Source organism: Saccharopolyspora sp. NPDC045941, from assembly GCF_056431445.1.
In genome coordinates this window covers 65,727-92,659 of record NZ_JBWKKU010000013.1, presented here as the reverse complement: position 1 = coordinate 92,659, position 26,933 = coordinate 65,727, and the positions used below count along the sequence as shown (strand labels likewise).

26 protein-coding genes are annotated in these 26,933 nt (G+C 70.3%); 13 read left to right on the top strand and 13 right to left on the bottom strand.

Annotation, left to right across the window (positions count from 1 at the left end):
* Positions 1-342: 342 nt before the first annotated feature.
* On the top strand, positions 343-1,269 hold the full coding sequence (gene ypfJ / locus AC07FN_RS13005) for a KPN_02809 family neutral zinc metallopeptidase (RefSeq protein WP_478395789.1): 927 nt from the start codon (positions 343-345) through the stop codon (positions 1,267-1,269).
* Between the two features lie 118 nt (positions 1,270-1,387).
* Here the strand turns inward: ypfJ and AC07FN_RS13000 are convergent, their stop codons facing one another.
* A complete protein-coding gene (locus tag AC07FN_RS13000) occupies positions 1,388-1,651 on the bottom strand; it encodes a GlsB/YeaQ/YmgE family stress response membrane protein (protein WP_132485082.1) in 264 nt (87 codons plus the stop codon).
* A gap of 219 nt (positions 1,652-1,870) precedes the next feature.
* Between AC07FN_RS13000 and AC07FN_RS12995 the strand changes: the two genes are divergently transcribed.
* From AC07FN_RS12995 to AC07FN_RS12985, 3 genes are all read left to right on the top strand, one after another.
* Positions 1,871-4,141 carry an oxidoreductase gene (locus tag AC07FN_RS12995; protein WP_478395788.1) on the top strand — a complete coding sequence of 757 codons (2,271 nt, stop codon included), beginning with the start codon at positions 1,871-1,873 and terminating at the stop codon, positions 4,139-4,141.
* 52 nt (positions 4,142-4,193) lie between these two features.
* A complete protein-coding gene (locus tag AC07FN_RS12990) occupies positions 4,194-5,885 on the top strand; it encodes a bifunctional metallophosphatase/5'-nucleotidase (protein ID WP_478395787.1) in 1,692 nt (563 codons plus the stop codon).
* A gap of 188 nt (positions 5,886-6,073) precedes the next feature.
* Positions 6,074-6,910, top strand: coding sequence for a VOC family protein (locus tag AC07FN_RS12985; RefSeq protein ID WP_478395786.1), 837 nt, complete (start codon positions 6,074-6,076; stop codon positions 6,908-6,910).
* A 7-nt stretch (positions 6,911-6,917) separates the two neighbouring features.
* On the opposite strand, the gene AC07FN_RS12980 is transcribed toward AC07FN_RS12985, so the two are convergent.
* Positions 6,918-7,187 carry a GlsB/YeaQ/YmgE family stress response membrane protein gene (locus AC07FN_RS12980; protein WP_358595726.1) on the bottom strand — a complete coding sequence of 90 codons (270 nt, stop codon included), beginning with the start codon at positions 7,185-7,187 and terminating at the stop codon, positions 6,918-6,920.
* A 344-nt stretch (positions 7,188-7,531) separates the two neighbouring features.
* Between AC07FN_RS12980 and AC07FN_RS12975 the strand changes: the two genes are divergently transcribed.
* Positions 7,532-8,407 carry a hypothetical protein gene (locus tag AC07FN_RS12975; protein WP_478395785.1) on the top strand — a complete coding sequence of 292 codons (876 nt, stop codon included), beginning with the start codon at positions 7,532-7,534 and terminating at the stop codon, positions 8,405-8,407.
* A 16-nt stretch (positions 8,408-8,423) separates the two neighbouring features.
* Here AC07FN_RS12975 and AC07FN_RS12970 read toward each other — a convergent pair whose 3' ends face one another.
* Positions 8,424-9,314 carry a LysR family transcriptional regulator gene (locus AC07FN_RS12970; RefSeq protein ID WP_478395784.1) on the bottom strand — a complete coding sequence of 297 codons (891 nt, stop codon included), beginning with the start codon at positions 9,312-9,314 and terminating at the stop codon, positions 8,424-8,426.
* Between the two features lie 85 nt (positions 9,315-9,399).
* On the opposite strand from AC07FN_RS12970, the gene AC07FN_RS12965 reads away from it, so the two are divergent.
* Positions 9,400-10,242 (top strand): PhzF family phenazine biosynthesis isomerase, encoded by an 843-nt coding sequence (locus tag AC07FN_RS12965; protein WP_478395783.1) that lies wholly within the window; start codon positions 9,400-9,402, stop codon positions 10,240-10,242.
* 5 nt (positions 10,243-10,247) lie between these two features.
* On the opposite strand, the gene AC07FN_RS12960 is transcribed toward AC07FN_RS12965, so the two are convergent.
* Positions 10,248-10,679: a MarR family winged helix-turn-helix transcriptional regulator gene (locus tag AC07FN_RS12960; RefSeq protein ID WP_478395782.1), complete on the bottom strand. Its 432-nt coding sequence runs from the start codon at positions 10,677-10,679 to the stop codon at positions 10,248-10,250.
* 56 nt (positions 10,680-10,735) lie between these two features.
* On the opposite strand from AC07FN_RS12960, the gene AC07FN_RS12955 reads away from it, so the two are divergent.
* Positions 10,736-11,062, top strand: coding sequence for an antibiotic biosynthesis monooxygenase family protein (locus AC07FN_RS12955; protein WP_478395781.1), 327 nt, complete (start codon positions 10,736-10,738; stop codon positions 11,060-11,062).
* A gap of 80 nt (positions 11,063-11,142) precedes the next feature.
* Here AC07FN_RS12955 and AC07FN_RS12950 read toward each other — a convergent pair whose 3' ends face one another.
* The gene (locus AC07FN_RS12950; protein WP_132485062.1) at positions 11,143-12,351 is read right to left on the bottom strand and encodes an acetyl-CoA C-acetyltransferase; all 1,209 of its coding nucleotides are present in this window, start codon (positions 12,349-12,351) and stop codon (positions 11,143-11,145) included.
* Positions 12,352-12,536: 185 nt separating this feature from the next.
* Between AC07FN_RS12950 and AC07FN_RS12945 the strand changes: the two genes are divergently transcribed.
* From AC07FN_RS12945 to AC07FN_RS12925, 5 genes are all read left to right on the top strand, one after another.
* The gene (locus AC07FN_RS12945) at positions 12,537-14,081 is read left to right on the top strand and encodes a 3-hydroxyacyl-CoA dehydrogenase (protein ID WP_478395780.1); all 1,545 of its coding nucleotides are present in this window, start codon (positions 12,537-12,539) and stop codon (positions 14,079-14,081) included.
* Positions 14,082-14,191: 110 nt separating this feature from the next.
* Positions 14,192-15,388 (top strand): acyl-CoA dehydrogenase family protein, encoded by a 1,197-nt coding sequence (locus AC07FN_RS12940; RefSeq protein WP_478395779.1) that lies wholly within the window; start codon positions 14,192-14,194, stop codon positions 15,386-15,388.
* A 215-nt stretch (positions 15,389-15,603) separates the two neighbouring features.
* Positions 15,604-16,611, top strand: coding sequence for a glycoside hydrolase family 5 protein (locus tag AC07FN_RS12935; protein WP_452618582.1), 1,008 nt, complete (start codon positions 15,604-15,606; stop codon positions 16,609-16,611).
* 10 nt (positions 16,612-16,621) lie between these two features.
* Positions 16,622-17,419: a heparin lyase I family protein gene (locus AC07FN_RS12930; protein ID WP_478395778.1), complete on the top strand. Its 798-nt coding sequence runs from the start codon at positions 16,622-16,624 to the stop codon at positions 17,417-17,419.
* A 739-nt stretch (positions 17,420-18,158) separates the two neighbouring features.
* Positions 18,159-18,878, top strand: coding sequence for an IclR family transcriptional regulator (locus AC07FN_RS12925; protein WP_478395777.1), 720 nt, complete (start codon positions 18,159-18,161; stop codon positions 18,876-18,878).
* A 12-nt stretch (positions 18,879-18,890) separates the two neighbouring features.
* Here the strand turns inward: AC07FN_RS12925 and AC07FN_RS12920 are convergent, their stop codons facing one another.
* The 7 genes from AC07FN_RS12920 to AC07FN_RS12890 all read right to left on the bottom strand — a co-directional run bounded on the left by AC07FN_RS12920 (position 18,891) and on the right by AC07FN_RS12890 (position 25,352).
* Complete coding sequence (locus tag AC07FN_RS12920) at positions 18,891-19,379, bottom strand: nuclear transport factor 2 family protein (RefSeq protein ID WP_478395776.1); 489 nt, start codon at positions 19,377-19,379, stop codon at positions 18,891-18,893.
* On the bottom strand, positions 19,376-20,809 hold the full coding sequence (locus AC07FN_RS12915; RefSeq protein ID WP_478395775.1) for an FAD-dependent oxidoreductase: 1,434 nt from the start codon (positions 20,807-20,809) through the stop codon (positions 19,376-19,378). The genes AC07FN_RS12920 and AC07FN_RS12915 overlap by 4 nt, the downstream gene beginning before the upstream one ends.
* A gap of 103 nt (positions 20,810-20,912) precedes the next feature.
* Positions 20,913-21,731 (bottom strand): SDR family NAD(P)-dependent oxidoreductase, encoded by an 819-nt coding sequence (locus AC07FN_RS12910; protein ID WP_478395774.1) that lies wholly within the window; start codon positions 21,729-21,731, stop codon positions 20,913-20,915.
* Between the two features lie 35 nt (positions 21,732-21,766).
* Positions 21,767-22,159 (bottom strand): nuclear transport factor 2 family protein, encoded by a 393-nt coding sequence (locus tag AC07FN_RS12905; RefSeq protein WP_478395773.1) that lies wholly within the window; start codon positions 22,157-22,159, stop codon positions 21,767-21,769.
* Positions 22,156-22,941: an SDR family NAD(P)-dependent oxidoreductase gene (locus tag AC07FN_RS12900; RefSeq protein ID WP_478395772.1), complete on the bottom strand. Its 786-nt coding sequence runs from the start codon at positions 22,939-22,941 to the stop codon at positions 22,156-22,158. The genes AC07FN_RS12905 and AC07FN_RS12900 overlap by 4 nt, the downstream gene beginning before the upstream one ends.
* A complete protein-coding gene (locus AC07FN_RS12895) occupies positions 22,938-24,260 on the bottom strand; it encodes an MFS transporter (RefSeq protein ID WP_478395771.1) in 1,323 nt (440 codons plus the stop codon). Before AC07FN_RS12895 ends, AC07FN_RS12900 begins: the two co-directional genes overlap by 4 nt.
* Before the next feature lie 618 nt (positions 24,261-24,878).
* Positions 24,879-25,352, bottom strand: coding sequence for a MarR family winged helix-turn-helix transcriptional regulator (locus AC07FN_RS12890; RefSeq protein ID WP_452618591.1), 474 nt, complete (start codon positions 25,350-25,352; stop codon positions 24,879-24,881).
* Positions 25,353-25,513: 161 nt separating this feature from the next.
* On the opposite strand from AC07FN_RS12890, the gene wrbA reads away from it, so the two are divergent.
* Positions 25,514-26,131 (top strand): NAD(P)H:quinone oxidoreductase, encoded by a 618-nt coding sequence (gene wrbA, locus AC07FN_RS12885; RefSeq protein ID WP_478395770.1) that lies wholly within the window; start codon positions 25,514-25,516, stop codon positions 26,129-26,131.
* A gap of 49 nt (positions 26,132-26,180) precedes the next feature.
* Here wrbA and AC07FN_RS12880 read toward each other — a convergent pair whose 3' ends face one another.
* Positions 26,181-26,843: a 4'-phosphopantetheinyl transferase family protein gene (locus AC07FN_RS12880; protein ID WP_478395769.1), complete on the bottom strand. Its 663-nt coding sequence runs from the start codon at positions 26,841-26,843 to the stop codon at positions 26,181-26,183.
* Positions 26,844-26,933 lie beyond the last annotated feature (90 nt).

The following is a 26,933-nucleotide window of genomic DNA, read 5'->3' as shown; positions in this document are numbered from 1 at the left end:
CCTACAAGTGTCTTGGTGTGCCCCACTAGCCTTCTTCAGTATCACTGTTTCTTTTTTTTTTTTTTTTTTTTTTTTTTTTTTTTTTTTTTTTGTTTTTTTTTTTTTTTTTTTTCCCCCCCCCCCCCCCCCCCCCCCCCCCACGACACGGGCGGGCCAACCCCGCGAAGGCCGGTCGCTGTCGTCGGTGGGCGATGCGGGTGTGGATGTGCGGTTGGTGCGGATTGTCCGCTCTCTCGGCGATTTTCTCGCCGTGGTGCGCGTTTTCGGCTGCCGGGGTGGGCCGGATATCTTGGTCCGTGGCCGCTTCGCGGCCGGTCGGTGCGGAGGTCCCAGGAGGGCGCAGTGCGGTTCAACGACGATGCGGAGCTGGACGCCTCGCAGGTCGAGGACGTCGGTGGTTCCGGCGGCGGGATCGGCGGCGGCACCATCGCCGTCGGCGGCGGGGGACTGGCGCTCGTGGGGATCGTGCTCTACTTCCTGCTCGGCAACTTCACCGGCGGCGGTGGCCAGGTGCAGTTGCCGCTGAGCCTCGACCAGCTGCCCGCCGGACAGCAGGCGGACGATCAGCGCCTGGCGCGGGAATGCCGGACCGGTGCGGACGCCAACAGGCGGGACGAGTGCGCGCTGGTCGCGTCGATCAACTCCATCCAGGGCTACTGGGGCGAGCAGTTCCAGAGCTCGGGCCGGAAGTACCAGGCCGCGCCGACGAAGTTCTTCCGCGGCGCGGTGAGCACCGCCTGCGGCGGCGCGACCTCCGACGTCGGCCCGTTCTACTGCCCGGCCGACGCGGACGTCTACATCGACCTGGACTTCTTCAAGGAGCTCCAGACGCGGTTCGGCGCCCAGGGCGGGCGTTTCGTGGAGGCCTACGTGCTGGCCCACGAGTACGGCCACCACGTGCAGAACCTGCTCGGCACCAACTCGAAGGTCGATTCCAGGCAGACCGGGCCGACCTCGGGCGCGGTGCGCCTGGAACTGCAGGCCGACTGCTACGCCGGGGTGTGGGCCAACCACGCCACGACGGTGCCCACGCGCTCCGGGAAACCGCTGATCCAGGATATCTCCGCGGATGACGTCCGCCGCGCCCTGGACGCCGCCGGGCGCATCGGCGACGACTACATCCAGCAGCGCCTCGGCGGCGGCCGGGTCGACGAGAGCAAGTTCACCCACGGCAGTTCGGCGCAGCGCGAGAAGTGGTTCACCACCGGCCTGCGGACGGGGAACCCGAACGCGTGCAACACCTTCGACCCGAAGGTGAACCTGGGCTGATCGCCACAGACCCGCCCCGCGACGGCCTCGGTGCTCCGCAATTTCCATTGAAATTGAACCTTCGATTTCAATGGAAATTGCGGACTGATGCACTCGGGCGCCGGGTTCGGGTGGGGGCTCAGCTCCGGGGCTTGCCGAAGATCAGGCGGTAGCCGACGAGCAGGATCAGTGCTCCCAGCACCGCCAGGCCCCAGGTGCGCAGGTCGAAGAACGTGCCGAGCTCGACGTGGAAGAGGGTCTTGCCGACCCAGCCGCCCACGAAGGCGCCCGCGACGCCGAGCAGGATCGTGACGATGCAGCCGCCCGGGTCCCGGCCCGGCATGAGTGCCTTGGCGATACCGCCCGCGATCAGTCCCAGCACGATCCAGCTGATGATGCCCATCGGCGTCCTCCCTGACGTTTCGTTCTACGGCGGGCGCAGCATTCCAGATCGCCGGATCGGGGTACGCCCCCGATCGGCCCGTCGTGATGTTGATCTCAGTGATCCGCGCTATCCACTGTGGACTCGATGCAGCGTCCGGCCGAAAGTCGCGTTGTCGCGGTGTCCGATCGGCTACGGTGCGTGTGGATCACTTGGTTCGACAGCGATGGAGAGCACGCCGTGCCGGGCAGACCGTGGGACAACGGTGGACCGCAGACCGCCGCCGAGCGGCGCTTCGACGAGCTGCTCAGGCCCAGCAGGGCGCCGGCGCAGCCCGCCGACGAGCCCGCCCCGGGCGAGGGCAACGGCCAGGTCGCGCCCGCGGAGCGGGTGATCCGCGGCGAGTACTTCACCCGGCGGCTGATCGACTCCCTGGAGGAGGGCGGCTGGCGGCTGTTCAACCGGCGCGGCGCCCAGCCGCTGGTGATCGCGGTCGAGAACGCGCTGCTCACCGGCCTGGTCGATCTGCGCAACGCCGACCTGCCCTACCTGCTGGAGTTCGTCGGCTGCCGGTTCGAGACGGCCCCGGACCTGCGGCAGGCACGGCTGGGCGGGCTGATGATGTGGAACTGCCGGTTCCCCGGGATCAACGCGCGCAACCTCTCGGTCAGCAACGACACCGTGCTCCGCCGGTGCCGGAGCATCGGCGTCGTCGACCTGGCCGACGCCGATCTCGGCGGCTCGCTGCTGCTCAACGACAGCGAGCTGCGCAATCCCGGGCGGCGCGCGATCTACGGCGACCGGCTCAAGGTGTCCGGCGCGCTGCTGGGCATCCGCCTGCAGGTCGCGGGCGAGATCCGCATCCCCGGCGCGCAGGTGGGCGGGAACCTGACGCTCTCCGGCGGAACCCTGCGCAACCGCGGCCGGAACGCGCTCAACGCCACCGGCATCCAGATCGGCGGCTCGCTGCGGTTCGACGTCGACCGGAACACCGACCGGGCGTTCACCGCGGCCGGCCGGCTCATGCTGCCGAGCGCGCGCATCGCCGGTGACCTGCGGCTCCCGAACGCGCAGCTCGAACCGGGCGTTCAGCCGCCGCGCCACGGCGACTCCCAGCACGACGACCCGGCCGCCACCCTGGTCGCGGACCGCGCCGACATCCGCGGTGACATCCAGTTCGACCAGAACTTCCGCAGCGGCGGAACCCTCCGGCTGGTCAGCGCCACCGTCGGCGGCAACCTGCGGATGGCGGGCGCGCAGATCGATCTGCGGTGGCTGCGCCCGCCCGCCGCGTCGGTGGAGCAGCCGCTGCGCGCGGCGCACCTCGACGGCATGCAGATCTTCGGCAACCTCGACGCCCGCAACGTCGTCGTGCGAGGCCAGTTCCGGATGACCGACGTCACGGTCCACGGCAGCATCCAGTTCAACAACGCGAAGCTGGTGGGGCCGCGCACCGACGTCCTGCGGGCCAGCCGGGCGGTGGTGGGCAGCAACCTGGAATGCCGCGAGGCCGAGATCATCGGGTCGCTGCAGCTGCAGGGCGTGCGGGTCGGCGCGAACGTCGACCTGCGGTCGGTGCGGCTGACCAAGCCCGCCTGGCACCAGCACCGCAAGGGCTACAAGGCGTCGCTGGACCTTCGCGCGGCCCGGATCGAACGCGACCTGGTGTGCGCCGAGGGCTCGCGGACGTTCCGCGCGGAGGGCGCGGTGGAGCTGCGCTGGGCCACGATCGGCCGGCACCTCAACTTCTGGGGCTGCGAGCTCGGCGACGGCTTCTCCCCGGCGGCGCTCAACGCCTTCGGCGTGGTGACGCAGGAGCTGACGCTGCTCCCGCACAGCGCGCCGCAGGGGCGGATCACGTTGCGGCAGGCGCAGTGCGAGCTGCTCGCCGACAACGCCGTGCTCTGGTCGGCCAGGGGAGGGCTCGACTTCGAGGACTTCGGCTACGAGAACTTCTCCGAGTCCTTCGAGCTCACCGACCAGGACCGGGTGCAGGAGCGGCTGGGCTGGCTGCGGGCCACCTCCGGTGGCGCCTACCAACCGGGCCCGTACGACCAGCTCGCGAAGGTGTTCCGGGCCAACGGCCTGGAAGAGCACGCAGTCACGGCGCTCATCGAGAAGCAGCGCCACCGCTACGCGGCGACCAGCGCCACCACCCGGCCCGGGCTGGGGTGGACGGTGCGGTTGTGGAGCCTGCTGCAGCGGATCACCGTCGGCTACGGCTACCGCCCGCTGCGGGCGCTGGCCTGGATGCTGCTGTTCGCGACCGCCGGCACGGCCTGGTTCGCCGTCCACCCGCTGATCCCGGTCAACGAGCAGGACCACCCGGTGTGGAACCCGCTGCTGTACACATTGGACCAAATGCTGCCGGTGGTGACCCTCGGCCAGGACGACATGTGGCAGGCCCGCGGCGCTTCGCAGTGGGTGACCGTCGTCCTCGTGGCCGTCGGCTGGACGCTGGCGACGACCGTCGCGGCGGGCATCAGCAGGGGCCTGCACCGGGAACGCTGACCGGCGGACCGGACGACGGCCGCCGGAGGAGCAGGAAACCGGAGGGAAGCCAGTGAAACGATATCGGGTTGGCCGCCGCATCGCGGCGATCGGGACGGCGGCGCTGGTCGCCGCGGCGTTGCCGGTGGCGGCGAACGCCCAGCCGGAGCCCACGGCGGAGGTCCGGCTGATCGCGTTCAACGACCTGCACGGCAACCTGGAGCCGCCGGCCGGTTCGTCCGGGAAGGTGACGTTGCCCGACGGCGGCACGGTCGATGCTGGTGGCGCCGCTTTCCTGGCCACCCACGTCGCCCGGCTGCGCGCCGAGAAGAGCAACTCGCTGGTGCTTTCGGCCGGCGACAACGTCGGCGCGTCGCCGGTGAACTCGGCGCTGTTCCACGACGAGCCGACCGTCGAGTTCCTCAACGAGATCGGGGTCGCCGCGGCGGTCGTCGGCAACCACGAGTTCGACGAGGGCTACGCCGAGCTCCAGCGCGTCCAGTCCGGCGGCTGCCACCCGGCCGACGGGTGCCAGTTCCGCGATTCCTTCGGCGGCGCGGACTTCCCGTACCTCGGCGCGAACGTCGCCTTCGACGACGGCCGGCCCGCCCTGGCGCCGTTCAGCGTCGAACGCGTCGGCGGGGAGCGGATCGGGATCATCGGCGTGACGCTGGAGGACCTGCCGGCGATGGTCACGCCCGAGGCGATCAAGGGCCTGAAGTTCGGCGACGAGGTCGAGGCCATCGACCGCACGGCGGACCTGCTGGACAGCGCCGGGGTGAAGGCCCAGGTGGTACTGCTGCACCAGGGCGACAACACCGAGGGCGGCGGCCCGGACGACTGCCGGGTGACGCCAGGTCCGGCGACGGAGATCGCCACCAACGCCTCGCCGAAGGTCGACCTGATCTTCACCGGGCACAGCCACCAGCAGTACAACTGCGTGATCGACGACCCGGCGGGCAACCCGCGCACCGTGCTGCAGGGTGGCTCCTACGGCCGGCTGCTGTCGGTGGCGGACCTGACCATCGACCGGCTCACCAAGGACGTCGTGCGACCGGCGACGAAGGCGCACAACGAGATCGTCACCCGCGACGTGGCGCCGGACCCCGCCGCGCAGAAGCTGATCGACGAGGCCGCCGGGAAGGCCAGGCCCATCGCGAACCGCCAGGTCGGCACGATCACCGCGGATCTGCTGCGGGAGCCCGTGCCCTCCGGCGAGTCCGCGCTCGGCGACGTGCTCGCCGACGCGCAGCTGGAGGCCACCGCCGGCAACGGCGCGCAGGTGGCGATCACCAATCCGGGCGGGATCAGGACGGACCTGGTGCACGCCTCCTCGCCGGAGGGCGAGGGCGACGGGGTGGTCACCTACGGCGAGGCCTACGCGGTGCAGCCCTTCGGCAACGTCATGCAGACGATGACGCTGACCGGGGCGCAGCTGAAGAACGTCCTGGAACAGCAGTGGCAGCCGAACGCGACGCGGATCCTGCAGGTCTCCTCGACGCTGCACTACACCTACTCCGCGTCCGCGCCCGTCGGTTCGAAGGTCTCCGGCATCACTATCGCGGGCAAGCCGGTCGACCCCAACGCGCCCTACCGGGTGTCGGTGAACAACTTCCTCGCCTCCGGCGGGGACGGGTTCACCGAGTTCGCCGGGGGAACGGAAATCGCAGGTGGGCCGGTGGACCTCGACGCGCTCGTCGGCTACCTGGGCGCGCACGCCGGGCTGGCGCCGCCGCCGGCGGATCGCATCGCGGTCGCCCCGTAACGCCGCTCGTGGGGCCCGTGCACAGCGGGCCCCACGGGAGTCGTTCGGGGACAACGCGTTTCGACCCATGATGTCCGAATTCTCCGGCTGCTTGGCCGGATCGTGATCTTCGTCGACCCGTTGCCGCGCGAACCGGCGCGATAATGGGACTGATGATCATGAGCCGACCACTGGGGGGTGGGCCTGTCGTGGGAACCCGATCGGATGCGCCGCGCGAAGACCTCCGCGCCGGGACGCCGTGCTGGATCGAACTGATCACCACCAACGTCGAGAAGGCCTGCGAGTTCTACTCCGGGCTGTTCGGCTGGGAGTACGAGACGCACCACGATCCGCGGGCCGGGCTGCACGTGATCGCCCTGCAGGAGGGCTTCCCGGTGGCCAGCATCCGCGAATCCGCCGACGACCGCTCGCAGTGGCGGTTGTTCCTCTCCACCGACAACAGCTCGGCCACCGCCGCCGCTGCCGGGAGGCTGGGCGCGCGGATCATCGTGCCGCGCAGCCGGGTGCCGGAGCTGGGCGTGAAGCTGGTGCTGTCCAGCCCCGCGGACGACGAATTCGGCCTGCTGGAGCCGGACGAGGCCTGGCAGTTCGACGCCGGCCTGCCGGGCACCCTGGTGTGGGCGGAGCTGGTGACCATCAAGGCCCAGACCGCGGACCACTTCTACGGCGAGCTGTTCGGCTACACCGCGGAGCAGTTCGGCACGGAACACCGCACCGGGTACGCGGTCTGGTACCTCGACGACGAGTCGATGCTCGCCCGCGTCAGCATGATCCGCGAGCTCATGAGCACCCAGGCCCGCCCGCACTGGCTGCTCTACCTCGGCGTCGACGAAGCCGTCGGAACCGACGACGTGGTGCACCGGGCGATCGCCCTGGGCGGCCGGGTCCGGGTCGATCCCTACGATTCGAGCCTCGGCCGCGCGGCCGTCCTGCGGGATCCCACCGGGGCGCGCTTCGCGCTGGTCGACCCCAGTCAGGCCAGCGAGTACGGCACCGCGGCCAACGACGATCCCTACGACGACTGAGACCGGGTCAGCGGTTGAGGCGCTTCCGCCCGGTGACCTTGTTGTAGACGACCAGGACGATGACGGCGCCGATGATCGAGCCGATCCACCCGGCGGGCTGGAAGCCGCGGAAGCCGACGGTGAGCAGGCCGAACAGGAAGCCGCCGACGACCGATCCGGCGACGCCGACCACGATCGTCATCAGCAGGCCGATGTCGTCCTTGCCCGGCACCACGGCACGGGCGATGAAGCCCGCGATCAGCCCGAACACGATCCACCCGATGATCGTCCAGAACATCGCACTCACCCCGTCGTCGGTGGTCCACCCTGCCGGATCAACGCTACCGGATCGCGCAACCACGAGGCGCCGCCGCGGCCGCCGACCGTCCTGTTTCGACAGTGGTGATCCGGCGCGCGCCCGGCGATTTCCCACGTCAAACGGGCATCCGCGGACGAACGTGGGGGAGGTAACAGCCCTTGCTTGGCTGTTCATCTCGGTCGCCCCGGGGCGCCCCGGTGGCCGCGGACGACGCCAAGAGGCCCGAGTGGGCCCGCCGAACGCGGCGGGGCCCACTTCCCGCTTTCGCCGGTCTCCGGGCGCGTGGGCCTGGCACGATGGTTCGACTTCGTCGAAGGAGGAGCATGCACCTACCGTCGGTTCCCGCCAGTGTCACCGCCCTGATCGGCTCCGGGAAGCTGCCGCCGGAAATCGCCGCGTTCTTCACCGCTTCCGGAGGACTGGCCGAGGAAGCGGGCTGGGGGCACGTCTCGTCGGCTGTGGAGGAGCTGCTGACGGCCGGGGACGTGGCCGAGGACGTTCGAGGCGTGCTGGCGCTCGCCGGCGCGTACGGCCGCCTGGACGAGCTCGAAGACTGCGTGGACCCGGACGAGATGGACGAGGACAACGACCGGGCCGTCGAGCTGTTGCAGGCAGCCGAAGCCGGCGGCGTCGACGAGGACGAGACCGTCGAGCTGTGGTGGTACTCCAACCGCCTGCGGGCGTCCGCGGATGGCATGCGCGAATACATCGAGGAGATGGAGTCCTACGTCGCCAAGCACGGGGCGACTCCGCGCGGTCGGCTGGAAGCGAAGCTGGGTCCGGCCAACGACCTCTACGCCGCCGGCGATCGCGCCGCGGCGGTCGCGTTGTTCCGCGAGGTCGCGGAAACCTCTCCCTGGGACTCCGATTTCAGCGGCTGCTCCGACCTCATCGGCGTCGGCTGGTGCCGCCTGCTGCACGACGCGGCCCACGTCGACGGCCCGGAGGCGGCGCGGAAGACGTGGCAGGAAGCCAGGGCCCACTTCCGGGCGGCGCGGTTTCCCCACGGGATGCACGCCTGGTCGTTGATCGAGATGCTGTTGGGCACCGGGGTGCCGGACATCATCGAGGTGATCATCCGCGGGTGGATCGAGGCGGCCGGGGAGGCTGGCGAGGGGGACGTGCCGGTGACCGAGGAGCAGCAGCGCATCTTCGAGCTCGCCCTGGCCGAGATCGAGGCTGTTGGCGGTACGGCCTAGCGGATCCCGTTGCCGGTCAACGGGATTGCCGCTCGGCGTGCGCGATGGCTTCCGCGGTGGTGGTGACGGCGGGGGAGGCCCACCTGCGCTGGTTCGTCACCAGGTGCAGCGGGGTTTCGGCCAGTTCCGGGCCGTTCACGCGGCACAGCGATCCGTTCGCCAGCTGGTCGACGACGGAGAGCCGGGGCAGCACGGACAGGCCGAGTCCGGCGGCCACGCAGGAGCGGGCCGCTTCGATGCTGCCGAAGCGGGTGATCCGCGGCCGCGCCGCCGACGCGGCCGTGAGATCGCGCAGGAACCGGTCCGTGTAGGAACAGCCTTCCTCCAGCAGGAAGTACTGGTACGCCGCGAGGTCCTGCCAGCCGTGGTGCCCACCGGCGGCCGGGTGTCCCGCAGCTGCGACGAGCTCGATGGCCTGCCCGCCGATCGTCCGCGCGGAGTACTCGGTCGCGACGTCGTCGTCGAGCAGCAGCGCGATGTCTAGGCCGCCTTCCGGGCGCCCCAGGCCCTGCAACGCGTTCGCGGTGCTCAGTGGTTTCAGGTGCACCTGGATGTCGGGGTGCGTCGTGGCAAGCGCCGAGATCACTTGCGGAAGCAGGTACGCGCACAGCGATTCGGTGGCCCCGATGACGACCTCGCCGCCGATGGTGCCGCCGCTGCCCGCCGAGTCGTGCAGCCGCCGCTCGACGTCCAGCAGGTCGCGGGCGTGCGTCGCGACGCGCCGGCCCGCGTCGGTCAGGCGCGCCCCCTGCGGGAGGCGGTCGAACAGCCGCACGTCGAGCTCGCCCTCCAGCGCTTTGATGTGGCTGGTGACGGTGGATTGGACGACGTGCAGTTCCGCCGCGGCGGCGGTGAAGCTGCCGGTGCGGGCCAGGGCCATGAAAGTCTGCAGGAGGCGGGTGTCCACGGGTGGGAGTCTATCGAGTTTTTGAATAGGGTCCATCGAAATCAATCGTTGGACGCGATAACTACCTGGTGGCAGAGTTCTTGGCATGACCGATGTGCAGCGCTTCTCCGCATTCACCACCGACCCCAGCGGCGGCAACCCAGCCGGTGTCGTGCTCGACGCCCGCGAGCTCGACGACGCCACCATGCAGCGGATCGCCGCCGACGTCGGCTACTCCGAAACCGCCTTCCTCGCTCCGATCGAGGCCGCCGAGCGCCGCTACCGGCTCCGCTTCTTCAGCCCGCTGGCCGAGGTCGCCTTCTGCGGTCACGCCACGGTCGCCACCGCCGTCGCGCTGGCCGCGCGCGACGGGATCGGCGACATCACCTTCGAAACGCCCGCGGGCACCATCGAGGTGAGCACCGACGAGCGGGAATCGATCGTCGCCAGCCTCACCAGCGTGCCCGCCCACTCGCGGCCGGCGACCGCCGACGAGCTCGGCCGCGCCCTGGAGGCCCTGCGCTGGTCGCCCGACGACCTCGACCCGGCCTGGCCGTCGCACGTCGCGTTCGGCGGCAACAACCACCTCGTGCTCGCCGCGCGGTCGCGCGAGCGCCTGGCCGATCTCGACTACGACTTCGACGCGCTCGCCGGCCTGATGCGCGAGTACGACTGGACCACGGTGCACCTGTTCTGGCGGGACGAGGCGGGAGTCGTGCACGCCCGCGACCCGTTCGCCATCGGTGGCGTGGTCGAGGACGCGGCGACCGGCGCCGCGGCGGCCGCCTTCGGCGGCTACCTCCGGACCCTGGGGAAGGTCTCCGAGCCGGAGCGGATCACCATCGTGCAGGGGCAGGACATGGGGCGGCGCAGCGAGCTCATCGTCGACATCGACCCCGAGGACCCGCGGGTGACCGTCACCGGCGCCGCCGTGCCGATCGTGCGGTAGCCGCATCAGCCGCCGAGGTTGTCCGCGCATCTGGCGAGCAGGGCCGACAGGCGGTCCTGCTCGCGGGCGGAGAACCCGGCGAGCATCCGCGTCTCGGTATCGGTGACCACGCTTTCGGCCGTGCGCAAGCGCTTTCGGCCCTCGGTGGTGAGCGCGACCGGCCGGGCGCGTCCGGTCGTCGCGCGCTCGGCGACCGACACCAGGCCGGCCTTGCGGAGCCCGTTGAGGACGTCCCGCAGCGACTGGCGGGTGACGAAGCAGAGTCGCGCCAGTTCCGCGGCCGGGATGTCCGGGTGGTCGGCCAGGGCGCGCAGCACCGCGTACTGCGACATGGACAGCTCGACCGGGCGGAGCCCTTCGTCGCAGGCCTGGCGGAGCAGCTGCTGGACCCGTTTGACCAGGTAACCGGGCCGGTTCCGGGTGGGGGCTTGACTCATGTCAGGAACCTTACACATACTGGTTTATGTAAGGAACCTGACACAGGAGAGTGCGCATGCCCACCACGACGATCGACCCGAACGCCGACGTCGCCACGCTGATCAACGTCTTCACCGTGGTGCCGGAGCGGCAGCGCGAGCTGGTGGACCTGCTGGTGCGCGCGACCGAAGAAGTGATGCAGCACCGGCCGGGATTCGTCGCGGCGAACATCCACACGAGCCTCGACGGCACGCGCGTGGCGAACTACGCGCAGTGGGAGAGCGTGCAGGCGTTCGAGGAGATGCTGGCGGACCCGGCGTGCCAGGAGCACATGTCGGCGGCGCGCGAGATCGCCGGCGCGGAGCCGTTCCTCTACGAGGTGGCGTCGGTGCACCACAGCTAAAGGCTCGTTTTGCTTGGCGGTGCGGGCACCCGTGCGCTGAACTGCTTCCCGTTCACGTCACGGGTGCCCGTCGCCTTCGATCAGATGCGTTCGAAGACGGCGGCGAGGCCCTGGCCGCCACCGATGCACATCGTTTCCAGGCCGTAGCGGGCCTCGCGGCGGTGCATCTCGCGCGAGAGCGTCGCGAGGATGCGGCCGCCGGTGGCGCCCAGCGGGTGGCCCAGCGAGATCCCCGAGCCGTTGACGTTGAGCCGCTCGAAGTCGGCGGGCTTGAACTCCCACTCGCGGGTGCAGGCCAGCACCTGCGCGGCGAACGCCTCGTTGAGCTCGATCAGGTCGACGTCGGCCAGCCCGATTCCGGCGCGCTGCAAGGCCTTCGCGGTCGCCGGCACCGGTCCGATGCCCATCGTGCGCGGCGGCACCCCTGCCCGCGCCCAGGACACCAGTCGCACCAGTGGCCGCAGTCCGAGCTCGGCCGCGCGCTCCGGCGTCGTCACCACGCACACCGCGGCCGCGTCGTTCTGCCCGCTGGCGTTGCCCGCGGTGACCGTCGCCTCCGGATCGGCCTTGCCCAGCACCGGCTTCAGCGCCGACAGGGTGTCCATTGTGGTCTCCGGGCGCGGGTGCTCGTCGACGTCGACCACGGTGTCGCCCTTGCGGGAGCGCACCGTCACCGGCACGATCTCGTCGGCGAAGAGCCCGGCCTGCTGCGCGGCACCGGCGCGCTGCTGCGAGCGGACCGACAGCTCGTCCTGCTCGGTGCGCGAGATTCCGTATTCGCGGCGCAGGTTCTCGGCCGTTTCGAGCATTCCGCCCGGCACCGGGAAGTTCTTGCCGCCCGCGGTCACCCGGCCGCGTGCCAGCGCGTCGTGCAGTTCCAGCCCGCTGCCGCGGATTCCCCACCGGGCCTCGGTGGTGTAGAACGGCGCGCTGCTCATGCTCTCCGCGCCGCCGGCCAGCACCACGTCGCTGACGCCGGTCTGCACCTGCATCGCGGCGTCCAGCACGGCCTGCAGGCCGGAACCGCAGCGGCGGTCCACCTGGGTGCCGCCGACCTCGACGGGCAGGCCCGCGTCCAGTGCGGCAACGCGGCCGATCGCCGGGGCGTCGGAGTTCGGGTAGCACTGGCCGAGGATCACCTCGTCGACCGCGTCGCCGGGCAGCCCGGTGCGCGCCAGCAGCGCCTCGATCACCGTCGCCGCCAGCTCCACGGCCGGCACGGTCTTGAACACCCCGCCGAACCGGCCGATCGGGGTCCGCAGCGGTTCGCAGATCACCGCTTCGCGCATCGCTTGCTCCTTCGAGTCCCGGTGGCGGCCGCTCCGCCGCCGTTTCGTTCGTAGCACAGCGCCGCGGGGCGCGGAAATGCTCGGCGATTATGTTCGGTCACGTCTTACTGGCAGGGCAATTCAGTATTGGACGGTATCGGCAAGCCGTGCGATGGTGCGTCGGAGGAAACCTTGGGAGGTCGGCCATGCAGTGGGCGCAGCAGGTCAACACCGTGCGGGTGATCGGCACCGGCGTGATGGGGCGCGGCATCGCGCAGCTGGCCGCGGCCGCCGGGCTGACCGTGGAGCTCGCCGACGCCCGCCCCGAGGCAGTGTCCGCCGCGGTCGACCAGATCGGGCAGATGTTCGACAAGCTCGCCGGCAAGGGCCGGATGACCAGTGCCGACGCCGCCGCGGCGCGGGCCCGGCTGCAGCCGGTCGGCAGCCCGCTGGCGCCCACCGGGTGCGACCTGGTGATCGAGGCGGTCCGCGAGGACCTGCCGATCAAGCGCGAGCTGTTCGCCGAGCTGGAGAAGATCTGCCCGGCGCACACCGTGTTCGCCACCAACACCAGCTCGCTGTCGGTGACCTCGATCGCCACCGCGCTCGCCGACCCCGGCCGGCTGGCCGGCCTGCACTTCTTCAACCCCGTCCCGCTGATGCGCCTGGTCGAGGTGATCCCCGGCGCCCGGACCGCCGAGTGGATCCCGGGCGCGCTCGTCGACCTGGTCCGGCGGCTGGGCCACCAGCCGGTGCGGGCCACCGACACGCCGGGCTTCCTGGTCAACCACGCCGGCCGCGGGCTGATCACCGAGGCTCTGCAGATCCTGGGCGAGGGCCTGGCCGCGCCCGCCGACGTCGACCGGATCTGCCGCGACGTGCTGGGCCTGCGGATGGGCCCGTTCGAGCTGATGGACCTCACCGCGCTGGACGTCACGCACCCGGCGACGGAGAGCATCTGGTCCGGCTACTACGGCGATCCCCGGCTGCGGCCGTCGCCGATCACCCGATCCCGGCTGGAAGCGGGGCTGCTCGGCCGCAAGGTCGGTGAAGGCTTCTACGCCTACACCGACGGCGCGAAGCAGGAGTCGCCCGAACCGCAGGCGCCGCAGGCGGAGACGCACCCGATCTGGTCGGACAACGCGGAGCTGCTCGACGCGCTGGGTGCGGCGGGCGTGCCGGTGGAGCGCGGGGACGAGCCCTCCGAAGCAGCCGTCATCCTCCTCACCCCGTACGGCCACAGCGCCGCGACCGCCGCGCTCTCGGCCGGGCTGCCTCCGGCACGGGTGTGCGGCGTGGATCCGCTCAGCACGGAGAAACGGTTCACGCTGACCGTGCACCCGGCGACCGATCCGGCACTCGCGCGCTCGGCCTGGGCGGCGCTGGCCGCGACCGGCCGGGCGGTGACCGTCGTCCGCGACGGCGCGGGCATGATCGCCCAGCGGCTGCTGGCGTCGATCGTGAACACCAGCTGCTTCATCGCCGAACAACGCCTCGCCACGCCCGGCGACATCGACACGGCGGTGCGCCTCGCGCTCGGCTACCCGCGCGGTCCCCTGGAATGGGGACAGCACGTCGGCCCGCGCCGCGTGCTGGCGGTGCTGCGCGCCCTGCAGTCGGCCACCGGCGACCCGCGCTACCGGCCCAGCCGCTGGCTGGTCGAACGGGCCGAGCTCGGCCTCGGCCTCACCGAAACCGGCACCACGCCGCAAGACCTGCTCGCCGGACCGGCGGCCCCCGCGAGCAGCTGACGCGAACGGCCTGTTCGCCTCGTCCAGCGGGACGAACGGTCCGTTCACCTCGGAGCGGTGGACGGGCGCGTGGCCGAACAACATGAAGCGCGAGATGCAAGAGGACCACTGTGGACTTTGAACTCACCGACACCCAGGTTGCCTTCCGGGAGATGGCGGCCCAGTTCGTCGACGCCGAGATCGTGCCGCACGTGCGCGAGTGGGACCGCCGCGAGGAGGTCGACCTCGGGATCGTGCGCAAGCTCGGCGAACTCGGCTTCCTCGGGCTGACGCTCCCGGAGGAGTACGGCGGGGTCGAGGCCGACATGGTCAGCTACGCGCTGGTCATCGAGGAACTCGGCCGCGGCGATTCCTCGGTGCGCGGCATCGTCTCGGTGTCGCTGGGCCTGGTGAGCAAGTCCATCGCCACCTACGGCACCGAGGAGCAGAAGCGGCGCTGGCTGCCGATGCTGACCAGTGGTGAGGGCCTGGGCTGCTTCGCGCTGACCGAGCCGGACGCCGGCTCCGACCCCGGCTCGCTGACCACCCGCGCCCGCCGCGACGATGGGGGCACCTCCCGTTCGAGCGAAGCCGAGAATGGGGGAGACTGGGTGATCACCGGCCAGAAGATGTTCATCACCAACGGGACCTGGGCCAAGGTCGCGCTGCTGTTCGCGCGCACCAGCGACGACGGCGGCCGCGGCATCACCGCGTTCCTGGTGCCCACCGACTCGCCCGGCTTCACCGCGAACACCGTGCACGGCAAGCTCGGCCTGCGCGGGCAGGCCACCGCGGAGCTGGTGCTCGACGAGGTGCGGGTGCCGGATTCGGCGCGGCTCGGCGAGGTCGGCAAGGGCCTGGGCATCGCGCTGGGCGCGCTGACGAAGGGCCGGATCTCGGTCGCGGCCGGCGCGGTCGGCGTGGCGCAGGCAGCGTTGTCCGCCGCGACCCGGTACGCGGGGGAGCGCGTGCAGTTCGGCAAGCCCATCGCGGCCCGGCAGCTGGTGCAGGAACTGCTCGCCGATTCCGCCGTCGAGGTCGAGGCCGCCCGGCTGCTGACCTTGCGGGCCGCGTCGCTGGCCGAGCGCGGGGTGTCCCGCCAGGAGCTGACCACCGCGTCGTCGATGGCGAAGCTGCACGCCAGCGAAACGGCCGTGCGGGTGTCCAACAACGCGTTGCAGGTCTTCGGCGGGTACGGCTTCATCGACGAGTACCCGGTGGGCAAGTACGTCCGCGACGCGCGCGTGCTGACCCTCTACGAAGGCACCAGCCAGGTCCAGAAGCTGATCATCGGCCGCGCCCTCACCGGCGTCGACGCCCTCACCTGATCTGCGTTCACGAATCTGAACGAACGACACCCCCGGTCGGCATCGCCGACTGGGGGTGTCCTTTTCGCATGGGTGGCAAGTCCCTGTTCCGGGGTATTGACGGTGTTTTGCCGATATCGCTATCGTGACGCGAACTGGAAACTAAGTTTCCTGTTTCCCGCCGCCAGGATCGGGAGCCGCCACCGCGGCTCTGCTCTTCGACCGAGGAGATTTCGATGAGGTGGCAGAACTCCGCACGCGCCGTCACGATCGCCGCAGCCCTGCTGTTGACCAGCACCGCGGCCCAGGCCACAACCCAAGAGCCGGAACTGGATCCCGTTGTCGCCAACGGGATTTTGTCTGTCTGCGGCAAGACGCTGTGCAACAGCAGCGGAGCTCCGGTGCAGCTGCGCGGCATGAGCACGCACGGCCTGCAGTGGTACAGCCAGTGCGTCAACGACGCGTCGCTGGACGCGCTGGCCGACGACTGGCAGGCCGATGTGCTGCGGATTTCCATGTACATCCAGGAAGGCGGCTACGAGGACGACCCGGCCAAGTTCACCGAACTGGTCGACAAGTACGTCGAGGCGGCCAGCCAGCGCGGCATGTACGCGATCATCGACTGGCACATGCTCGATCCCGGTGACCCGAACTACAACCTGGACCGCGCCAAGACGTTCTTCACCGAGATGGCCAAGCGACACAAGGACAAGACCAACGTCCTCTACGAGATCGCCAACGAGCCCAGCGGCGTCGAGTGGTCGCAGATCAAGAGCTACGCCGAGGAGCTCATCCCGGTGATCCGCGAGCAGGACCCGGACTCGGTGGTGCTGGTCGGCACCCGTGCCTGGTCGTCGCTGGGGGTTTCGGAGGACTCCAACGAGCAGGAGATCGTCGACAACCCCGTCAACGCCGACAACATCATGTACACGTTCCACTTCTACGCGGCGTCGCACGGGCAGGAGTACCTGGACACGTTGTCGCGCGCGGCCGACGAGCTGCCGATGTTCGTCACCGAGTTCGGCACGCAGGAGGCCACCGGCGACGGCGGGAACGACTTCGACATGGCCCAGAAGTACATCGACCTGATGGCGTCGAAGAACATCAGCTGGACCAACTGGAACTACTCCGACGACTCCCGCTCCGGCGCGGTGTTCAAGGAGGGCACCTGCGAGAACGGGCCGTACCCGGGCACCGGCCAGCTCAAGCCCGCGGGCGAGTGGGTCCGCGAGCGGGTCAAGTGAGGTGATCACGGTGCGGAAACTGCTCCGCGCGGGCACGGCGCTCGCCGCGGTGCTGGGGCTGGCGGTCACCGCGGCGGATGAGCTGCGGGTGCCGGAACCGGCGCCGGCCGTGGCGGCGGACCCGCAGGTCCAGGCGCCCGTCTGGACCGCCGAGACCGACCGCGGTACCTCGGTCTTCGAGGGGATCGAGACCAAGCCCGGCAGCGTCGAGGTGGTGGCCGATCCGAAGGGCGAGCACGGCGACGTGTACCGGCTGCACACCTCCGGCGTGCCCGAGGGCTCGGAGCGGGTGCGGGTGGAGTCGCGCGGCCACAAGACGCCGGACGGCGGCCGGCTGAGGTTCACCGAGGGAGACACCTACTACATCGGGTGGCGTTCGATGTGGGACCCGCTGCCGACGAAGTCCGGGGAATGGGTGGCGTTGTGGCAGCTCAAGGACTACGGCTCGGGTGCCGCCACGCCGCCGCTGTCGCTGCGGGCCCGCGGCGACGTGCTCGACCTGGAGTACTGCGACCCGGACATGAAGACGACGCAGCTGTGGAAGATCCCGCTGCCCAGGGACAGCTGGCACAGCTTCGTCGTCGGGGTGCACGTCTCCAGCGATCCGGGCAAGGGCTGGGTCAGGTTCTGGCACAACGGCGAAGAACAGGTCCTCAATGGACAGAAGCAGTTCCCGGCGGCGACGCTGCGCGCCGACTTCGTGACCGACAAGTGGGGCGTGTACCGCTCCGACGGCATCACCGGGGAGGCCACGGCCTACCTCGTCGACGCCAAGGTCGGGAGGTCGTACGCGGACGTGGCCGGGTGACGTCCGGGCAATAGGGCCGTGCGTGTTTTGTGTTGCTGTGGCGGCACAAAGCGCGCACGGCTCGTCGGGTCCGGCTGCCGCGCGGGTGCGATGGGAGTCCACATCGGTCGGCCATGCACGTGGGTGAAAAGGCCGGTGCACAGGGGTTTCTGCCGTCGGTGGCGGGGGCTTCACGCCGGAACCGAGGCGGTAGGTGGTCGGGTGGGGGTTCGCTCCCGCCGCCAGACATGAACGAACCCCCGGCTGGTGGACGCGGATTCCGCGTCACCCCCGACCTTGGTGTCAAAAGTAGGGCAGTCGATCGGGCCGCGTCAAGTATGTGACGCACATTCAAGAATGTGAATTCTGTGAAATCCTTGGGAAATCCGGCGAGAGAGATGTCCACTGTGGACTATCTGCTTGGATCTGGTGCGGAACGGCCGGCTTCGCCGCACGGGTGTCCGGGTGCGGTAGCTGGGACGGGAAGCGAGACCCGCGTCGTCTGCGCACTCGTGCCAGACGGCTCTCGCTGCTGGAACCCGGACGGGCTTGAGGGCGCTCAGTTCGGCGACGCCTTCCGCGGCTGGACACCGGCGGTGCGGCTCCGGCCGCGGGTCCAGCCCGGCCGACCGCTTCCGCTGCGGAGCACGTTCTCGTCGACGATCGCCACCAGAAGTCCATCGGTGCGCTGAGCTGGCCTTCGCGTGGTCGTCGCCGGTTGGATAGGATTGCGCGGGAAGTGCGATCGGCAAGGCGGCGGATGAGCGTGGAAGACAACCGAGGATCCTCGGTTTCGGGGGCCCAGACCCTCGACAGGGGGATCCGGGTCCTGTGGCACCTCGCCCGACGGCCGGACGGCGAGACGCTGACCGAGATGGCGCGCTCGTTGGGGCTCAACCGCAATGCGCTGCACCGGATGCTGGAGGCGCTCACCGCGCACAACCTGGTCCGGCGGACCGAGGACAAGCGGTACCACCTGGCCTACGGTCTCGTGGAGTTGGCATCAGCGGTGGACAGTGATCTGCGCGGCTTGGCCTACCCGATCATGGCGGGGCTCGCCGACGCCGTCGATGCGACGGCGCACCTGATGGTGCCGGTCAGCGATGCCGAGGTACAAGCGGTGCTGGTGGTCGAGCCGAGGCTCGCCGCGGCGCACATCGCCTTCCGGACAGGTCAGCGCCACGCGGTAGACCGTGGCTCAGGCGGTATTGCGATCTTGGCGGGCCGCCCACCCCGTGATGACGACCCGGCCGAGGTGGTGGCGGCCCGCGAGCAGGGCTACGCCGTTTCCACCGGTCACGTGATCCCTGGAGTCATCGGGGTTTCGGTGCCGGTGGAGACACCTCCGACGATGTCGGAGGTCAGCATCGGTGTGTCGCTGGTCGATCCCGCTGCGGTCGAGCAGGTGGCGCCGCGGGTGGTGGCGGCAGCTCGCGAGGTGAGCGCGCAGCTGTTCGCCTCGCGCTCACGGGTGCGCTGACGCCGCGGACCATCACTGCCGGTAGACCGGATCAGCGGCGTCCCTCCTGGAGCGGACCCAGCCGGGGTCGAGGCTGTCGGTGATGGTTTGTGCGCGGAATTCGTCGAAGACGACGACCCGGTCGGCGATGCGCCACTGGCCGCTGCGCCGTTCGAACCGGTCCACGTAGCGGCATCGGATGATGGCCAGTTCCTGCTCGGTCGCGCCGTCGACCGGCGCCTGTCTGAGGTAGCAGAGGCAGTAGGACTCGACCTCGGCCGCGTCGTCGCCGGTGAAGTCGATGAGCACGTTGCTGATGAAGTGCTGGGACGAGTCGATCGTGGTGTGCCGCCGCCGGATGTCCTCGATCAGGCCGCTCACCGGCCCGTGGTAGCCGCCGTGGTTGTCGATGGCGTCGGGGAAGTAGCAGTCCCGGATGCCGTCGTAGTCGAGCCGGTCCACTGCCCTCGCGTAGCGGTAGAGCACTTGCTCGATGGCGACCCGATCGTCCGATGTGGTCATGCGCCGCTCCCTGCGTCGTTGAGCCGTTGTGCTGCTTCCTGCCCGGCGAGCCGACCGAGCACCAGGGCGTGAGCCACGGAATTCCCGCCGCCCACGTAGCGTTCCCCGAGGATTCCCCCGGCCGCTTCGCCCGCCGCGTACAACCCCGGAACGACGTGGCCGCCGGTGTCGAGCACGCGGGCGCGGCTGTCGATGCGCAGGCCGGTGTGCGTGCACACCAGCTCCGCGGGGAGCATCCGGACCGCGTAGAACGGACCGGTTCCCACTGGTGGCAGCCGGGGGTCGACCTGCTTGGCGGCCAACGACTCGTGCCGGAGGAAGTCCTCGTCGTGGCCCCGCTCGAACAACGCGTTGAACCGCTCGACGCTCCGGACGAGGTTGGCGGCCGGCACGCCGATCCGCGCGGCGAGTTCGGGCAGCGTGTCGGCGCACCGGACGACGCCTTTGCCGACCTCTTCGAGGACCCGGTCCGCAGCCCAGTCGGCGTAACCGGGCGGCAGGCCGATGCGGGCCGCTTCGTCGAAGACCGCCCAGACGAATCCGCCGTGGTCCTTGAGGATTCCGGGACTGACCGCGTACGGGGCGTCCTCGTCCATGCACCGGTGGCCGTCGGCGTTGACGTGGATCCGGGACGCCGGCGGGAATCCGCTCTGCCAGTGGTGGAACCGCTGGAACTCGGCGGTGACCAGCAGCAGACCCCAGCCGTGCCCGAACAGCGACAGGTCGTGCCGCTCGGCCAGCGCGATGTGATCGCCCCGGCTGCCGGGGGCGGCGACGACGAACAGGCTGTCGCCGGCGATGCCGGCGTCCGGGAAGTACTCCCGCACCAGCTCGGGGTTCTGCGCCAGCCCACCGCAGGCCACGACGGCGGAAGGCGCGGTGACCTCCGCGCCGTCGACGACCACCCCGCGCACCGCCGGCCCGTCGCGGAGCAGGTCGGTGGCGCGGCTGCCGAGCGCAAGATCGACCTTGAGCCGCCGGCGGGCGCGGTCCAGGGCCTGGACGAGCCCGTATCCCTGGTCCTTCGGCACGTGGCCGCGCCAGACGTCCTCGACGCCGGCGCGGGTCAACCCCGGCATGTGCGCGTTGCGGGACAGCTGGGCGGGGATCTCGACGCCGAGGTCGAGCAGCCAGTCGATGAGCGTGCTCGACTGCTCGCAGAACATCCGCGTCGGGCCGGGCAGCACGCGCCACTGGTTGAGGTCCATGTAGTGCTGGAACATGCGTTCCGGCGAGTCCTCGACACCCAGCGCCCGCTGCACGCCGGTGGCCGCGGCGGTCAGCATCCCGGCGGAGAGCTGCGTCGACCCGCCGATCTCGGCCTCGGATTCCAGCACCAGCACCCGCAGCCCGTGCTGCGCCGCCGATACCGCCGCCGCCAGCCCGGCGCCCCCGGCGCCGATGACGACGAGGTCGTAGTCGTAACCCATGGATCTACCTCAGCGCCCGTCTTTGATCTCGGTCTTGATCTTTTGTCCTGATGCGCCGCAGGCGCTTGCACCGCCACGCGGAACGAGTTCGAAGGCAGCCCCCTCAGATGTGTTGGGAGCCGCCGTCGACCGGGATCACCGCGCCGGTGATGTACCGCGCGCTGTCGGACAGCAGGAAGTACAGGGCGCCGAAGACCTCGATGGGCGCGCCGACCCGGCGCAGCGGCACGGTGCTGAGCGCGCGGTCGAGCGCCGCCGGGTCCTCGCGCACCCATCGCGTCATCTCGGTGTCGACGAAGCCGGGCGCGATCGCGTTGACCCGGATGTTGTCCGAGCCCAGTTCCACGGCCATGCAGCTGGTCAGGTGCCGCACGGCGGCCTTGGACGAGTTGTAGGCCGCGCGGGTGGCGCGCACCCGGACTCCGGCCACCGAGGCCATGTTGACGATCGCGCCGCCGCCGTGTTCGCGCATGTGCCTGGCGGCGGTCTGCGCGCCGTAGACGACACCGTTGACGTTGACCTGGTAGGTGGAGGTGAGCTGCTCCGGCGGGATCTCGGTGAACTCGGCCTGCGGGAAGATCCCCGCGTTGTTGACCCAGAAGTCGACTCGACCGAACTCGTCGAGCCCGGCGCGCAGCAGGCCGTCGTGGCCGGCCGGGTCGGTGACGTCGGCGCGGTGGCCGACGACCCGTCCGCCGTCGGTGATCTGCCGGTCGACCTGCTCGGCGACCTCGGGCGCACCGGTGAGGTCACCGGCCACGACGTTGATGCCGCGCCGGGCGAGCTCGGTGGCGAAGACCGCGCCCATGCCGCGACCCGCACCGGTCACGACGGCGACCTTGCCGACGAGTTCGGGGTAGCTCGCGGCGATGGGGCTGTCGTCCGCGCGCGTCGGGTTGGCCTGGTCGTTCGGTGCCGTCATCGGGAATTCTCCAGGTGTTCGCAGGAAGAGGTGGTTCAGTCGCGGGTGACGACCCGCTCGGCGATCAGCCAGAGCCCGCCGTGGCGGACGAAGCTGTCGTCGATGGTGGTGACCCGGTCGATGGCCACCGCGTCGGAGCTCGTGGTCCGCACGATGAGCAGGTTGGCCTTGACGTGGCACTCGTCCGCGCTGATCTCGCGGTCGATGCAGACGTTGGTGACGATGTGGTGGGCTCGGGGGTTGTTCGCGGCGAAGGCGGCGGCGAACTCGGTGAGAGCTTCCCGTCCGCGGACGGGTTCGGGATAGGTGGGGGAGCGGAACACGCCGTCGGGGGTGAAGGTCTCGGCCCACTGCCGGGCCGCCCCGCCGTCGATGGCGTGGGCCTGTTTTCCCAGCAGGTTCAGGATTTCGAGGAGTGCGGCGGTCACGAGGCGTCCTCGGCGAGGGCGGTGGTGATGCGGTGGTAGGTGCCGCCGGACACCAGGCCGCCGTCGACGACGAGCTCGGTGCCGTTGATGTAGGACGCCTCGTCGGAGAGCAGGAAGGCGACCGCCCCGGCGATCTCCTCGGGCGCGGCCACCCGGCCGGCGGGCACGGATCGGACGCTCTCGTCGACGAACCGGTGGTCACCGGAATGCAGCAGGGGAGTGTCGACCAGCCCCGGGTGGACGGAGTTCACCCGGACGCCCTTGGCGGCGAACTCCAGGGAGCCCACTTTGGACAGCCCGCGTACACCCCACTTGCTCGCCCCGTAGGAAGCGGAGAAGTAGCCGACCATCCCGGCGATCGAGGACACGTTGACCACCGACGCGCCCCCGGCTCGCGCCAGCGGGCCGGAGAGGAACTTCATCCCGAAAAAGACGCTGGACAGGTTGATGTCCACGACCCGGCGCCAGTCGTCGACCGACGTCTCGGCGATGCCTTTCCGGAAGCTCACACCGGCGTTGTTCACCAGGCCGTGCAGCGGCTTCCCGTCGAGCACCGTCGCGAGTCCTCGCCACGCATCGGGGTCGGCCACGTCGAGGTGGTGAGCCCGGCCGGTGCCTCCCGCCGCGGTGATTTCGTCGGCGACGGCGCGGGCGGCGGCCAGATCGATGTCGGCGAGCAGAACATCGGCGCCTTCCCGGGCGAGGCAGAGCGCCTCCGCCCGGCCCATGCCGCTCCCGGCGCCGGTCACCACGATCCGGCGATCGCGAAACCTGGCTGTCATAGCGCGAGTTCCCTTCCCTTGGTCTCCTTGAGGAAGAAGGAGGTGACGAGGCTGATCAGGGCGCAGGCGACGAAGTACCCGGCCGGGGCGAGCTTGTTGCCGGTCGAACTCACCAGCAGCGTCGCGACGAACGGCGCAGTGCCGCCGAGCAGCATGTTGGTCACGTTGTTGCCCAACGCGATTCCGCTGTACCGGAAGCGGGCCCGCAGCATCTCGGCGTACGCGGCGAACGAGACGCCGTTGACCACCGAGACGCAGATGAACAGCACGGCCGGGCCCAGGATCGCCAGCGGCGCCGGGCCGTCGGCCATCAGCATGAACATCGGCACCCCGAGCAGCGCCCCGGCAGCGGAACCGCCGATGAACACCGGTTTGCGTCCGATCCGGTCACCGAGGTAGCCCGAGATCGGCAGGGTGATCACGCCCAGGACCATCGCGATGCAGGTCGCGGCGAAGGCGAACTGCGGCGAGCGCTGCCCGGCGGTCTGCAGGTAGGTCGCGGCGTAGACCGAGGCGATGTAGTAGCCGCCGGTGATCACCGCGCCGAGCAGGATGATGGTGAGGACCTGTCGCCACGCGGTCGAAAGCACCGCGAACAGCGGGACCTTCGCGACCTCGCACTGCTGCTGGACGTCCTCGAACTGCTCGGTCTCATCCAGCGAGTTGCGGATCCACAGCCCGACCACGCCGATGACCAGGCTCAGCAGGAACGGGATTCGCCAGCCCCAGGCCGCGATCTGCTCGGCCGACAGCCCCGTGGTCAGCGCGAGCGCCATCAGGGATGCGCACAGCGACCCGATGTAGGTGCCGGAGTTGACCATCGATGTCTGGAAGGCGCGCCACTTGGGCGGGGCGTGCTCGGAGACGAACGAGTTGGCGCCGCCGAGCTCACCACCGGCGGCGAAACCCTGCAAGCAGCGCGAGAGCGTCAGCAGCACGGTCGCCCAGACGCCGAGCGTGGCGTAGGTGGGCAGCAGGCCCATCAGCGCGGTGGCCACTGCCATCAGCAGGATCGTCCAGGTCAGCGCCTTCTTGCGGCCGTACTTGTCGCCGATGTGGCCGAAGAAGATCCCGCCCGGCACGCGGAGGAAGAACGCCACGGCGAACGCGGCGAAGGTGCCGAGCAGCGCCGCGGTCGGATCGTCCTGGACGAAGAAGTGGGCGCTGACCATGGTCGCCATGTAGCCGTAGATGCCGAAGTCGTAGTACTCGACGACGGTGCCCAGGATGGCAGCGCGGATGACTTTGGCGTGCGACTGCGCGGGTCGCGCGCCCGCTTGGTCGGTGGCTGTGACGCCGTCGGTGGTGGAATTCGCCATTGAATGTCCTTCGGTGCGGCCCTCGTCCGGGACGAATGAGCGCAATATGCTCAAATAGTGAGCGCGATGCTCACTAAATGGGAGTATATGGATCCGTCTCGTCCCTTGGCAACGGTCAACGGGTGCAACCGTGGGGCGGCGCGAAGGCGACCGCTCCAACTGCGTGCAGCGGCTCGGCGTCACGACCAGCACGATCGTCAACGGGGAGGTACTGCGGAACCAGCGGACCGGGCCGATCGGTGAGGTGATCGGCGGGCTGATGGTGAAGGATCCAGCGAGCCGGATGCCGATGGAGGAGGTGCGCCGTCTCGTGCGCCCGCTCTTGCCGGAGGTCGGCACGAACCCTCGCGCACCTGCTGAATCCGGAAGCGCCCGCGTTGTGCGCGGGTGCAGCGGCCGTTCAAGCGGTCCCGCGCAGCGAAAAGGTGATCGCGGCCCACTCCGCCGGTACGCGGTTCGGTCCCAAAGGCCCACTCAAGCGAAGGCATTCGCGCGAAGCGGCGCTGGGTGCGGGGACGGGGTGGCGATCTCGCGCGAAACCGCCACCCCGTCGGCGCCGGGGGAGCCTGGCCTCGGGGTCTTTCTGGCGCGACCCCTTGGGCGGGATCGGGCTCGGGTTCAGTCCGGCGCGTTGGCGGCGCGGAGGGTGCGCATGGCCTCGGCGAGGGCTGCCGAGTCGGCCTTGCCGAGCGGGGCCAGGACGCGCTTGCGCAGGATCTCGGCGCACGCCGCGCGGGAGCGCTCGGCGATGTCGCGGCCGTGGTCGGTGAGGACCGCGTAGGTGACCCGGCGGTCGGTATCGCACGGCTCGCGGCGGATCAGGTCGGCCTTGGCGAGGCGGTCGGCGACCTTGGTGAAGCCGCCGCTGCTCAGCGCCGCCTCGCGGGCGAGCTTGGTCATGGGCATCCGGTGGTCGGGCGTGCGGACCAGGCGGAGCAGGATGTCGAAGGAGGCCGGGGGGAGCCCGAAGTGCTCGCTGATCTCGGCCTCGATGTGCCCCTGCGTGACGTGGTAGCCCTCGATCACCAGTCCCCACCAGGTGATGATCTCGTCGTCATCGGTGCACGGATCCGGGCCGGTCTTGCTGTTCACCGGGATGCTCCCTCCTGCGATTGCGGCCCCACCAGTCTACCTGAAACAGCTCGCAAGGAAATCTCTTGCGCAGAAGATGAAGTCCAAGTATTGTCTTCCATGGAAGAGATGAGCGACTGGTTCCGACGCAGCCGCCCAGCCCCTTGAACAGGAGTCCGACAGTGAGCACCCCCGTGAAGGTCAGCGTCATCTACTACTCGGCCACCGGAACCGGCACCGAGATCGCCAACACCCTGGCCGCCGAGGCCGAGGCGGCCGGCGCCGAGGTGCGGGTGCGGCGTGCCCCGGAGCTGGCGCCCGACGCGGCGATCGACAGCAACCCGGCGTGGCGCGCCAACGTCGAGGCCACCAAGCCCATCCCCGAGGCCACCCCGGACGACGTGGTGTGGGCCGACGCGGTGCTGTTCGGCTCGCCGACCCGCTTCGGCAACATCGCCTCGCAGCTCAAGCAGTTCATCGACACCCTCGGCGGCCAGTGGGCGCAGGGGCAGCTGGCGGACAAGGTCTACAGCGGCTTCACCTCCAGCTCGACCGCGCACGGCGGCCAGGAGTCGACGCTGCTGGCGCTGTACAACACGTTCCACCACTTCGGCGGCATCGTGGTCGCCCCGGGCTACACCGATGGCGCGAAGTTCGCCGACGGCAACCCGTACGGCACCAGTCACGTCGACGCCCAGGGTGCGAACAAGGTCGACGACGTCACCCGCGCGGCGGCTGCCGTCCAGGCGAAGCGGGTCGTGGCGGTCGCCAAGGCCCTCAAGGCCGGCGCCGACGCCTGATCCCTCTCGGGCCCAGGAATGAAGGGCGTCTCCCGTCGGGAGGCGCCCTTCACGTGTTCGTCGACCGGGTCGCGACGATGGCGGAGACGACGAGGCCGTCGCGGACCAGCCAGCGGCCGGTGAACGCCGTCAGCGGGCGGCCCGCCAGTTCCGCGCCCTCCTTGCGCAGATGCGCGGTGAACGTTCCGGTGCCGAGTTCGAGCCGGGCGTCTTCGAAGCCGAGCCAGCGGCCGGTGATCGGATACCACGCCTTGTAGACGGTTTCCTTGCAGCTGAACAGGATCCGGTCCCAATGCGTGTCGGGTCGCGCCGCGGACAGCCGGGCCAGGTCGGCGCGTTCCGCTTCCAGGGACACGACGTTGAGCACGCCGTCGGGCAGCGGGGCGTGCGGCTCGGCATCGATGCCGACGGTGTGCACCTGCCCGGCGCGCGCGGCGACGGCGGCCCGGTAGCCGGCGCAGTGCGTGATGCTGCCGAGGATCCCGGTCGGCCACTGCGGTGCTCCGCGCCCGCCGCGCAGCAGGGGAGCAGGCGGCACGCCGAGCCGGCTCAGCGCCTGGTGCGCGCACCACCGCCCGGTCGTGAACTCCCGGCGGCGCTTGTCCCGGGCGCGCGCGATCAGCGCTTCCTCTTCGGGGAACAGGACCACGTCCGGTGGATCGGCGAAGGCTTCGGCGGAGCTGACCTCGGCGGGCAGCAGTTCCTCGATCACGAACGGCCTCCAGGGCGCCTGCCCGCTCGCATCGCGGTGACGGGTCGGCCCGACCCGCTGGAAAGTTCCGGCTGCACCGGTCCACGGTAG

Excerpts from the sequence above, each read along its gene's own strand:
- AC07FN_RS13000 (WP_132485082.1), bottom strand. The coding sequence starts at position 1,651 with ATGGGCATCATCAGCTGGATCGTGCTGGGACTGATCGCGGGCGGTATC.
- AC07FN_RS12980 (WP_358595726.1), bottom strand. The coding sequence starts at position 7,187 with ATGTTCTGGACGATCATCGGGTGGATCGTGTTCGGGCTGATCGCGGGC.
- AC07FN_RS12975 (WP_478395785.1), top strand. The coding sequence starts at position 7,532 with ATGCACCTACCGTCGGTTCCCGCCAGTGTCACCGCCCTGATCGGCTCC.
- AC07FN_RS12965 (WP_478395783.1), top strand. The coding sequence starts at position 9,400 with ATGACCGATGTGCAGCGCTTCTCCGCATTCACCACCGACCCCAGCGGC.
- AC07FN_RS12960 (WP_478395782.1), bottom strand. The coding sequence starts at position 10,679 with ATGAGTCAAGCCCCCACCCGGAACCGGCCCGGTTACCTGGTCAAACGG.
- AC07FN_RS12955 (WP_478395781.1), top strand. The coding sequence starts at position 10,736 with ATGCCCACCACGACGATCGACCCGAACGCCGACGTCGCCACGCTGATC.
- AC07FN_RS12950 (WP_132485062.1), bottom strand. The coding sequence starts at position 12,351 with ATGCGCGAAGCGGTGATCTGCGAACCGCTGCGGACCCCGATCGGCCGG.
- AC07FN_RS12945 (WP_478395780.1), top strand. The coding sequence starts at position 12,537 with ATGCAGTGGGCGCAGCAGGTCAACACCGTGCGGGTGATCGGCACCGGC.
- AC07FN_RS12935 (WP_452618582.1), top strand. The coding sequence starts at position 15,604 with ATGAGGTGGCAGAACTCCGCACGCGCCGTCACGATCGCCGCAGCCCTG.
- AC07FN_RS12925 (WP_478395777.1), top strand. The coding sequence starts at position 18,159 with ATGAGCGTGGAAGACAACCGAGGATCCTCGGTTTCGGGGGCCCAGACC.
- AC07FN_RS12920 (WP_478395776.1), bottom strand. The coding sequence starts at position 19,379 with ATGACCACATCGGACGATCGGGTCGCCATCGAGCAAGTGCTCTACCGC.
- AC07FN_RS12915 (WP_478395775.1), bottom strand. The coding sequence starts at position 20,809 with ATGGGTTACGACTACGACCTCGTCGTCATCGGCGCCGGGGGCGCCGGG.
- AC07FN_RS12910 (WP_478395774.1), bottom strand. The coding sequence starts at position 21,731 with ATGACGGCACCGAACGACCAGGCCAACCCGACGCGCGCGGACGACAGC.
- AC07FN_RS12900 (WP_478395772.1), bottom strand. The coding sequence starts at position 22,941 with ATGACAGCCAGGTTTCGCGATCGCCGGATCGTGGTGACCGGCGCCGGG.
- AC07FN_RS12895 (WP_478395771.1), bottom strand. The coding sequence starts at position 24,260 with ATGGCGAATTCCACCACCGACGGCGTCACAGCCACCGACCAAGCGGGC.